This is a genomic window from Bradyrhizobium sp. SHOUNA76 (genome assembly GCF_023006445.1).
In the GTDB taxonomy this organism is placed as follows: domain Bacteria; phylum Pseudomonadota; class Alphaproteobacteria; order Rhizobiales; family Xanthobacteraceae; genus Bradyrhizobium.
The window spans coordinates 1-10,003 of the sequence record NZ_JALBHA010000204.1; the positions used below are offsets into that span (position 1 = coordinate 1).

General features: G+C 63.8%; 10 protein-coding genes. 7 read left to right on the forward strand and 3 right to left on the reverse strand.

Annotated elements, in window-relative coordinates; genetic code table 11:
- The 3 genes from MOV74_RS20570 to MOV74_RS20580 all read right to left on the reverse strand — a co-directional run.
- On the reverse strand, positions 1 to 960 hold a 960-nt coding region (locus MOV74_RS20570), incomplete at its 3' end, for a CHASE2 domain-containing protein (RefSeq protein WP_258719542.1).
- Between the two features lie 18 nt (positions 961 to 978).
- Positions 979 to 1,647 (reverse strand): hypothetical protein, encoded by a 669-nt coding sequence (locus MOV74_RS20575; RefSeq protein WP_246926087.1) that lies wholly within the window; start codon positions 1,645 to 1,647, stop codon positions 979 to 981.
- A 187-nt stretch (positions 1,648 to 1,834) separates the two neighbouring features.
- Positions 1,835 to 2,959: an HD domain-containing phosphohydrolase gene (locus MOV74_RS20580; RefSeq protein ID WP_246926088.1), complete on the reverse strand. Its 1,125-nt coding sequence runs from the start codon at positions 2,957 to 2,959 to the stop codon at positions 1,835 to 1,837.
- A gap of 251 nt (positions 2,960 to 3,210) precedes the next feature.
- On the opposite strand from MOV74_RS20580, the gene MOV74_RS20585 reads away from it, so the two are divergent.
- From MOV74_RS20585 to cheB, 7 genes are all read left to right on the forward strand, one after another.
- On the forward strand, positions 3,211 to 3,534 hold the full coding sequence (locus MOV74_RS20585; RefSeq protein WP_028178231.1) for an STAS domain-containing protein: 324 nt from the start codon (positions 3,211 to 3,213) through the stop codon (positions 3,532 to 3,534).
- On the forward strand, positions 3,534 to 3,899 hold the full coding sequence (locus MOV74_RS20590; protein WP_018317043.1) for a response regulator: 366 nt from the start codon (positions 3,534 to 3,536) through the stop codon (positions 3,897 to 3,899). The genes MOV74_RS20585 and MOV74_RS20590 overlap by 1 nt, the downstream gene beginning before the upstream one ends.
- Positions 3,896 to 5,971, forward strand: a complete 2,076-nt coding sequence (locus MOV74_RS20595; protein WP_246926090.1) for a chemotaxis protein CheA — start codon at positions 3,896 to 3,898, stop codon at positions 5,969 to 5,971. The genes MOV74_RS20590 and MOV74_RS20595 overlap by 4 nt, the downstream gene beginning before the upstream one ends.
- The gene (locus MOV74_RS20600; protein WP_246926092.1) at positions 5,971 to 6,432 is read left to right on the forward strand and encodes a chemotaxis protein CheW; all 462 of its coding nucleotides are present in this window, start codon (positions 5,971 to 5,973) and stop codon (positions 6,430 to 6,432) included. Before MOV74_RS20595 ends, MOV74_RS20600 begins: the two co-directional genes overlap by 1 nt.
- 37 nt (positions 6,433 to 6,469) lie before the next feature.
- Positions 6,470 to 8,155, forward strand: coding sequence for a methyl-accepting chemotaxis protein (locus tag MOV74_RS20605; protein ID WP_246926094.1), 1,686 nt, complete (start codon positions 6,470 to 6,472; stop codon positions 8,153 to 8,155).
- Between the two features lie 146 nt (positions 8,156 to 8,301).
- Positions 8,302 to 9,156 (forward strand): protein-glutamate O-methyltransferase CheR, encoded by an 855-nt coding sequence (locus MOV74_RS20610; protein ID WP_246926095.1) that lies wholly within the window; start codon positions 8,302 to 8,304, stop codon positions 9,154 to 9,156.
- 15 nt (positions 9,157 to 9,171) lie between these two features.
- Positions 9,172 to 10,003, forward strand: an 832-nt coding sequence (gene cheB / locus MOV74_RS20615) for a chemotaxis-specific protein-glutamate methyltransferase CheB (RefSeq protein ID WP_246926097.1), incomplete at its 3' end; no start/stop codon positions are given.

Consider the following 10,003-nt stretch of genomic DNA (forward strand, 5'->3'; position numbering starts at 1 on the left):
GGCGCGTTGCATGGCGCGCTCCGGCGCGGGCAGGGCGCATCGCGCCGCCGGCGGACCGTCATAGCCGCCGGACAGGCGCATCGATGTGAGCTTGCGATCCTCGAAATTGAGGACCGTGCCGAGCAGAACGACTTTGCCCTCGAAGGCGCGGCGGAAGAAATCGCGGTCGCCCTTTTCGACGCAGGCGCGCAGATCGGCGAAGGAGAAGGTCGGGACATCACGGCCCAGCCCTCGAAAGTTGAGCGTCATGGTATTCGGAAACGCGCTCGGGATTGCATAGCCGGACAATTCGGTCGAGCCAGACGGCGCGATCCCGGGCTTTGCGCCAAGCGCACGCGCCGCGAGCTCGACCCCCATTGCGGGCACCGGTTTGCCCTCGATTGAGAAGCTCAGCGGCATCCGCCGGATCACGTCATCGGCGTCGGTATGCACGTTGAGCGCGCGGATGCTGTTGCGCACCGCGACTTGCTGTGCGCGATAGGGGACCTCCGGATGGTCGTTGCTCAGGATATCGCCGAGCACCAGCTTGCCGCTGTCGGAGATCTGCCGCAGCGCGATCAGGTAATCCCGGTCGAAGCCCTTCATGCGGCTGCCGACCGACGTGTCGCCGAAGGGAATCTCCGACTGCTCGATCGAGCTCGGAAAGATGACGTCGAAGCCGATCACCTTGGCGCCGCCCTCGGTGATACTGCCGAGCACCCGGCCGATCTCGCGCGTCCAGGTCTGCGTCGGCGATCCCTTGAAGGGCGGGGTGTCGTAGGTCTCGCCGTCGATGGCCACGACGACGACCGGCGAATTGGCGGGATCGCGGCGGTCGCCAATGAGCTTGCCGCGCAGTGCCGTGAGGATGTCGAGCGAGAGGCCTTGCAGGGTCTGGAGCGGCGGAGACATGAAAATTGCGCCCGCAAGGAGCGCAATCAGGATAGCTGCAACGATGTCCCGTCCCCCGATCCGCCGCATCGCCCCGTCGCAGGCTGCTTATTCGAGCCGCAGCAGGCGGCCGATGATAGGGGTCGGTGACGAGGTGGCACTGGCGTCGACCAGGAAGGTGTAACGCTTGGCGCCGAGGCTTGCGAGATAGCTCCCGCCGGGGGTCAGCGATTTCCCGGCCTTGGCGAAATCATAGAACTTGCCGCGGATCATGATGTCGTTCTTGAGCGGTATGCTGATCGTGGGTTCCTTGCCGTCGGTGCGCTCGATCACCAGCGTGCTCCCGCTCTTGGCCTCGACCAGCGGCGCGACGCCGTAGATCGTCGGCAGCTTGGACGGAGTGCCCTTGGCATCGGACCGCATGGTCCGGAACGTGGTCGCGGCACTCTGATTCGCCTCGCGCTCGGAGAGCTGCGCTGCCTTGGTATCACAGGGCACCTTGGCGCGCTGCACGTCGCCGAGTTGCACGGTGCTTTGCTCGGCGCCGACCAACACGACGCCCTCGCTGATCGTCTCGCGCAGGCAGGATTTGAGGTAGCTGAGCGTAATGCTCGCTTTGGGCCCGAGCTTGATGATCTTGCCGGGTGCGACATAGTCCATGAATTCGACGCCGTCGACCTTGCCTTGCACATCCTCGACGATGGCGGCCGGCGTCTCCGCCAAGGCGGGGGCCGCAAAACAGAACGCGCCGACAACGGCGCCGATCAGGCTTCTCATGGGTGTGCTCATTCAATTCGACCGATAATTTGCTGGTCCCCTCCCGGTGCGACTTTTAGCACCGGAGCGCCCAGGCAAGTGTGACCAGAATCACGCTTTGATTGTTGGTGCACTCTAGCAGGAAGTGGTTCAAACCCGCCATCGGCGACAAAGGGGTGTCAAGCCGTTGGCCGGACGACGATATCTATCAGGTGACCGCGGCAAATTCGGGCGAACGGCCTTCGGCCGGACACTCTGTGATTGGAGCGAGAGGAGCCTCGGCTTTGAGGAATGGGGTCGCCTGCCCCCCGGCGGCGATATCGAGGACCTCGTCCCAGCGCGACAAAAAGGCTTCGACGCAGGCCGGATCGAACTGCCGGCCCTTGTTCTCGACCAAATAGTTGCGCGCCACCTCGATCGGCATCGGCTCTTTATAGGGTCGTCGTGTCGTCAGCGCGTCGAAGACGTCAGCGACCGCGACCACGCGTGCGGCCATTGGAATCTCGTCCGCCTTGAGACCGCCGGGATAGCCCGCGCCGTCCCAGCGCTCATGATGGCCTGCGGCAATTTGTGCACCGAGCTGGATCAGCTCGCAGCTTGAGTCCGCCAAAATCTTCTCGCCGATCGTCGCATGGGTCCGGATCACCGCCATCTCCTGGTCGGTCAGCTTGCCGGGCTTGAGCAGGATATTGTCGGGAATGGCGACCTTGCCGACGTCGTGCAGGGGAGCGGCCAGATAAATGTCGCGGCAGAGCCGGGCCGGCAGGCCGAGCTGCTCGGCGATGATGCGGCTGTAGCGGGCGACCCGCAGCGTGTGCTCGCCGGTGTCGTTGTCGCGATATTCGACCGCAAGCGCGAGCCGCAGGATGATCTCCTCCTCGCGCTCGCCGAGCTTTCGCGTTGCTGCTGCGACTTCGCTCGCCAGATGCGCGGCCCGGTCGCTGAGCTTGCGCACGGCTGCACCAAGTTGAATCAAATTCCGCAGCCGCACCGTCATCTCGACGCTCTGCGGCTGCTTGGGCAGGAAATCGGTTGCACCGGCCTGCAGCGCTTCCATCTTGACGTCATCGGTCTGTCGCGACGTGATCATCGCGATCGGAATGTCGGCGCAGCCAGGAAGCCTGCGGAAAGTGCGGATGAAGCTGATGCCGTCCATATGCGGCATCTCGTAGTCGACCAGCACGAGATCGAAGGCGCGCTCCCGTGCGCAAGTCAGCGCGTCCACGGGATCAAGGAAGGTGGTGGCCTCGACCAGACCTTCAGCCTCGATGTGACGTTTCAGGAAGTTGAGGACAGAGCGGCTGTCGTCAACCAGGAGCGCTTGGGTCAGCATCGGCGGCCGGGGGCTCTCTTCGCTGGCAAAGGCACGGAACCCAAGCCCATAACCCGAGCGAATTTAACGCGAAGCAAATGCGCCGCGGGCGCCGCATTGCGGATGTGATCTCAGTAGGCTGTGTACGCCTGCATACACTTGCGCGAATTCCGGCGGAATGTGACCCGTAGTTGTACGGATGCTCGCGTTAGGGGTTTACTCATTCGATTCACGTCAAACGAGTATCGGGAATCTAGCAAAGGCGGGCAGCGATGGCGCTCAATCCGACGGAGCCGAAGTGGTCGTTGCGGTTGCCCGCCGATTGCAGCATCGCGGCCATTCGCAACGTCTATGAGCTCATCCGCGAGGCGTTCGGCCGCCAGGAGCGGCTCGAGATCGACTGTTCGAGCGTCGACAAGGCCGACGTGACGTCGATCCAGCTTCTGCTGTCGACCGCCAAGACGGGCGAGGCCCAAGGCCGCCCGGTGGTCCTCACCTCCTTCTCACAGTCTCTTCGAAACACCCTTCGTCGTGCCGGCTTCGCCAGCGAGGCGATGATTGATCAGCATTTCCCGCAAAAGAAAGATGGCACCTAATGGCCACGATTCTGACCGTCGACGATTCGCCGAGCATTCGGCAGATGATCAAGGTTGTGCTCGAGCCGGCCGGTCACAGCGTGATCGAGGCCGGCGACGGCGCGCAAGGGCTCGCCAAGGCGCAGGCCGGCAAGCTCGACCTCGTGATCACCGACCTCAATATGCCCGTCATGAACGGGCTGGAGTTGATCCGGGCGCTGCGCAAGCTGCCGAGCGCGGTCGGCATGCCCATCGTGTTCCTGACGACCGAATCCAATGACACGGTGAAGCAGGAAGCCAAGAGCGCCGGCGCCACCGGCTGGATCACCAAACCCTTCAAGCCTGAGCAGTTGCTCGCCGTGGTCGGCAAGCTGGTGCGCGCATGAGCGCAATGGACCCGACCGAGGTCTTTCGTCAGGAAGCCAGCGAGCTCTTCGAAGTCCTTGAAGGGGCCTTGCTCGACCTCGGCCAGCGTCCCGACGATCGCGAACTGGTCGATTCCGCCTTCCGCGCCCTGCATACCATCAAGGGCTCGGGCGCCATGTTCGGCTTCGACAAGGTCGCCTCCTTCACCCACGAATTCGAGACCGCTTTCGACCGCGTCCGCAAGGGCGAGATCAAGCCGACCCAGGAACTGATCTCGGTCGCGCTCGCCGCCAAGGACTACATCCGCGCGTTGATCGAAGATCCCCAGTCGACCGACGACATCATCGGCGAGGCCATCCTCGACGACCTCAAGCGCTTCGTATCATTCGACCAGCCTGGCGCTCCGGTCGTCGAGATCGCCGAGGCGCCGCCGCTGGTCCCTAGCGAGAGCAAGCAAGCCGGCTGGCACCTGCATCTCGAATTTGAATCGCACATCCTGCGTAACGGCTCGAACCCGCTCGATCTCTTGGAAGATCTCTGCAAGCTCGGCCCCTGCTTCGTCGTCCCGATCACCGACGGCATCCCGTTCCTCGATGAGATGGAGCCGGAAGACTGCTATTTGAAGTGGGACGTCAAGCTGCACGCGGTTTGCGACAAGGACGCGATCGACGACGTCTTCATGTTCGTCCAGGACGAAATGAAGCTGACGCTCTCGCCCTTGGCGCATGTCGACGCGCCCGCGCCTGCGCCGCTGTTCCAGCTTCTCGACGAAGAGCCGGCCCCGGTGGTCGAAATGCCTGCGCCGGTGGTCGAGGCCGCTGCCGCGCCCTTCGCCGAGCAGCCCGTCGCAAAGGCGGAGCCGAAATCCGAATCAAGGCTTGAACCGAAGCCCGAGGCCAAGCGTGACGATCGCGGCATTGCCACCGTTCGCGTTCAGGCCGAGCGCCTCGATGAACTGATGGACCGCGTCGGCGAACTCGTCATCGCACAGGCGCGGCTGACCCAGCTCGCTGCCTCCGGCTCCGACCTCTCGATCAAGATGATCGCCGAGGAGATCGAGCGCCTCGCTTCGTCGTTGCGCGATACCACGATGGGCGCACGCATGGTGCCGATCGGTTCGCTGTTCGGCCGTTTCCGCCGCCTCGTGCATGATCTGTCGCGCGATCTGTCGAAGCCTGTCGAATTCGTCACCTCAGGCGAGGATACCGAGCTCGACAAGACCATGATCGAGTGCCTGGCAGATCCGCTGGTGCATCTGATCCGCAATTCCGTCGACCACGGCATCGAAGACACCGCCACGCGCGCTGCCAACGGCAAGACCGAGCAAGGCCGGATCGAGCTCGCCGCGGTGCACTCCGGAGCGCAGGTACTCGTCACCGTGAAGGACAATGGCGGCGGCCTCAACACCGCGCGCATCCGTGCGAAGGCGGAAGAGCAGGGGCTGATCGCGGCCGGAGCCGTGCTCACCGACCATGAGATTCATCAATTCCTGTTCCATCCCGGCTTCTCGACCGCGCAGACCATCTCGGCGCTGTCCGGCCGCGGCGTCGGTATGGACGTGGTCAAGCGTACCATCGAGAACATGCGTGGCTCGATCGACCTGTCGACCCTGCCGGGGCAGGGCACCACGGTGACGCTGCGCCTGCCGCTGACGCTTGCGATCATCGAAGGCCTGCTCATCCGGGTCGGCGAGGGCCGCTACATCATTCCGCTGTCCGCAGTGGAGGAATGCATCGAGCTGACCGCCGAGGACGAGCGCTCCCGCGGCCGCAATTTCCTCAACGTGCGCGGCAATCTCGTGCCCTTCCTCCGGTTGCGCGAGATCATGACCGCATCGGGCACGCCCGACCGGCACCAGAAGACGATCATCATCTCGACCGGCGAGACCCATGTCGGGCTCGTCGCCGACCAGATCATCGGTAACCACCAGACCGTGATCAAGTCGCTTTCCAAGCTGCATTCGAACGTCACGATGTTCTCCGGCGCGACCATCCTGGGTGACGGCACGGCGGCGTTGATCCTCGACGTCGCGCAGCTTGTCGCGCTCGCGCAGTCGAAGGTCGAGAAGCAGCATATCAGCGAGGCGGCGTGATGAACGGTGGTTTGGCTGGCGAACGTCAGGCTGACGCGATGCAGGTCGTGATGATCGGCCTTGGCGAGGAAAAGTTCGCGCTCGACGCGGGCCTCGTGCGCGAGATCATCGATCCCGTCCCGGTGACCAAGGTCGCGGGTGCGCGCGCCTTCGTTCCCAGCGTGATCAACGTGCGCGGCAACGTCATTCCGCTCGCCGATCTGCGCATCCGCTTCGGCATGCCGCAGCTCGATGATTCTGCCGATACGCGCATCGTGGTCATCGAAATCGAGCTCGACGGCGAGCCGGTCCTGGTCGGCGTCACCGCCGACAAGGTCTACGAGGTCACCGAGATCTTCCAGGCCGACGTGCAGCAAACACCGCGGGTCGGCATGCACTGGAAGCCGGAGTTCATTCGCTTCATTGCGAAGTGGCGTGAAGAGTTCGTCATCGTTCCGAACATGGAACGCATCCTGAATTGAAGTGAGGTCTCGGGCGAGACCGGGGTAGGGGCTGGAAATGAGATTCACCGTCAAGGCAAAGCTTGCCAGTGCGTTCGGCGTGATCATCGTGTTGTCCGGGGTCGCGGGCGGTGTGGCCTACACGAAGCTCGGCGACATGATGGCGACTGCCGACAGCATGGTCCTGCGCGCAAACCGGATGGAGAAGGCGACGCAGATCGAAAAGGACATCCTGCTTCAGCTGCGCGCCGAGAAGAACTCGATCCTCGGAACGGAAGCCCAGGCGGAACAGTTTGCGGCGGATGCGGCCAAGCTGCGCGAGCAGGCGACGAAGACCAGAGATGAGGTCTACGCGCTGGCGAGCGAAGCGGGCAGGAAGCTGCTGGACGGCTTTGCGGCGTCGTACGCCAAGATGAATGCGTACCAGGAAGAGACGATCAGGCTGGCCAAGACGGACAAGTCGAAGGCCATGGAGCGCTCGATGGGTGACGGCCGCAAGGTCGTCGCAGACGCAATGGAATCCATGGGCGCCTACGTCGCCAATACGAAGAAGCAGATGGCCGAGCAGGCCGTCCAATCCAAGGCAGAGGGGCACCAGGCGCAATTCCTGCTGATGACGCTGATCGGCATCTCGCTGGCGGTTGCGGTCGGGGCGGCGCTCTGGATCTCGATCTCGATCAGTCGGTCGCTCGGCCGAGCGGTCGGTCTTGCCGGATCGGTCGCCGAGGGCGATCTCAGCCGGACCATTCCTTCCGCCAGCAACGACGAGATCGGCGATCTCGTCAGGTCCTTGAATGCAATGGTCGAGAAACTCCGGCAGATCGTCGCCGAAGCGCTCACCGCGGCGCAGAACGTCTCCGCCGGCAGCCAGGAGCTCTCCGCGAGTTCGGAGCAACTTTCGCAGGGCGCCACCGAACAAGCCTCCTCGGCCGAGGAAGCCTCGTCTTCGATGGAGGAGATGGCTTCGAACGTGAAGCAGAACGCCGACAACGCCAACCAGACCGAGAAGATCGCCGCGCAATCGGCGAGGGATGCCGAATCCAGCGGTGCCGCCGTGGGCCGTGCCGTCGAAGCGATGCAGACGATCGCCGAGAAGATCACGATCGTGCAGGAGATCGCACGGCAGACCGACCTGCTTGCGCTCAACGCGGCGGTCGAGGCCGCGCGCGCCGGCGAGCATGGCAAGGGCTTTGCGGTCGTCGCCTCCGAAGTCCGCAAGCTTGCCGAACGCAGCCAGGCTGCCGCCGCCGAGATCGGAACGCTCTCGACGGAGACCGTGAAGGTCGCTCGCGAAGCCGGCGAGATGCTGTCCAAGCTCGTGCCCGATATCAAGAAGACCGCCGAGCTGGTGCAGGAAATCACCGCGGCTTGCCGCGAGCAGGACGTCGGATCGGCCCAGATCAACCAGGCGATCCAGCAGCTCGACAAGGTGGGCCAGCAGAACGCGAGCGCCTCCGAGCAGGTGTCATCGACCTCGGAGGAACTCGCCTCGCAGGCCGAACAGCTCCAGTCCACCATCGCCTATTTCCGCATCGAGCAGGGCGGAAAGGGCCATGCGGCTGCGCCGATCGACCGGGCGGTCGATCAGTTGCGGACCAAGGCGGCGACGATGGCGGCGGCCGAGCGGCCGGCCAAGAAGCCGCAAGGCAAGCCGGTGCGCGCCCTGAAGGTTGCCGGTGGTGGCGGGTTCGCCTTCGACATGCATGACGGCGAGGATGATCGGGACGCCGATTTCCAGCGCTAGGACTCCTCGGAACTCTTGCGGACCGGCCCGCCTTGCGACGGTGAACCGGTCCGCTTTCAACGGATACGTCAACGCTTAGGATCGAAGATGGCCCGTACGGCCCGACATTCAGTACAGGCGGCCATCCCGGACCGGAGCAGGCGGCCATGATGCCCGCCGTGCAGGATACCGCCGTGCATCTGTCGGACCGCCACTTCCGCACCATCGCTCAACTGATCGAGGGCCAGGTCGGCATCAAGCTGCCGCAGGGCAAGCGGCTGATGCTGGAGGGGCGGCTGCACAAGCGCGTGCGCGCGCTCAACTTTTCCGGCCTCAACGAATATGTCGAGAACCTGTTCGAGGCGGATCATTTCGATACCGAGCTCACCCATCTCATCGATGTGGTGACGACCAACAAGACCGATTTCTTCCGCGAGCCGCAGCACTTCACTTTCCTGCGGGATATCGCGATCCCCGCCCTGCTCAAATCGCATGGCCGCAAAAGTGCGAACCTCAAGATCTGGAGCTCGGCGAGCTCCACGGGCATGGAAGCCTATACGACAGCGATGGTGCTGGACGACATGACGCGGAACGGCTCGCGTTTCCAGTACCGCATTCTCGGGACCGACATCTCGACCGCGGTGCTGCGCCTCGCCAAGACGGCGATCTACACCCGCGACGTGCTCGCTCCAGTGCCGGAGCAATTCGTGAAACGATATTTTTCGTCGTCGCGGGACAAGTCGCGCGGTGAGGTACGGGTCGTGCCGGAATTGCGGAACATGGTGCATTTCATGAGGATGAACCTCATGGACAAATCCTACCCCGTCGATCGTGACGTCGATATCATCTTCTGCCGCAACGTCCTGATCTATTTCGAGCGCGAGACCCAGCGCAAGGTGGTCGAGCAATTGTGCAGCCATTTGCGTCCGGGCGGCTATCTGCTGGTCGGACATTCGGAATCGATGATTCACAGTGCCGTGCCAGGGCTGAAGCAAGTTCAGCCAACCATTTTCCAGGTCTAGCCGGAGCGCAACGAGATGCCGAGGGAGAAAGTTCGCGTACTGATCGTGGACGATTCGGCGTCGGTTCGCCAAATCCTGCAGACGATCCTCAACGACGACCCTGAGATCGAGGTGATGGGAGCGGCTGCCGATCCGTTCGCGGCGGCGCGACGCCTCCAGAACGAGATCCCCGACGTCATGATCCTCGACCTGGAAATGCCGCGCATGGACGGCATGACGTTCCTGCGCAAGATCATGGCGCAGCGCCCAATCCCGGTGATCATTTGCTCTTCGTTGACCGAAGAGGGCTCGAACGTGATGTTCGAGGCGTTCGAGGCCGGCGCGGTCGACATCGTGCCGAAACCGAAGATCGACACGCGGCAGGCGCTGCTCGAATGCTCGACGCGGTTGCGCGAGGCCGTGAAGTCGGCGGCGCGCGCGCGGGTTCGTCCGCGTTCCGAGCGACGGGCGATCGAGAAGAAGCTGACGGCCGACGCGATCATCCCGCCGCCGGTGCAGGGCAGGGTTCGGCCGACGACGGAACGCATCGTCTGCATCGGTGCGTCGACGGGCGGCACCGAAGCGCTCAATGATGTCCTCGAAATGCTGCCGCCGCATTGTCCGCCGATCGTCATCGTCCAGCACATGCCGGCAGGATTCACCGCGGCCTTTGCCAGGCGTCTCGACACCGTCTGCCAGATCAGGGTCAAGGAGGCCGAGGACGGCGAGCCCGTGCTTCCGGGCTGCGCCTATATCGCCCCCGGCGCCCGCCACATGCTGCTCCAGCGCATCGGCCTGCGCTATCAGATCGCGATCAAGGACGGCCCGCCGGTGTCGCGGCATCGCCCCTCCGTCGATGTGCTGTTCC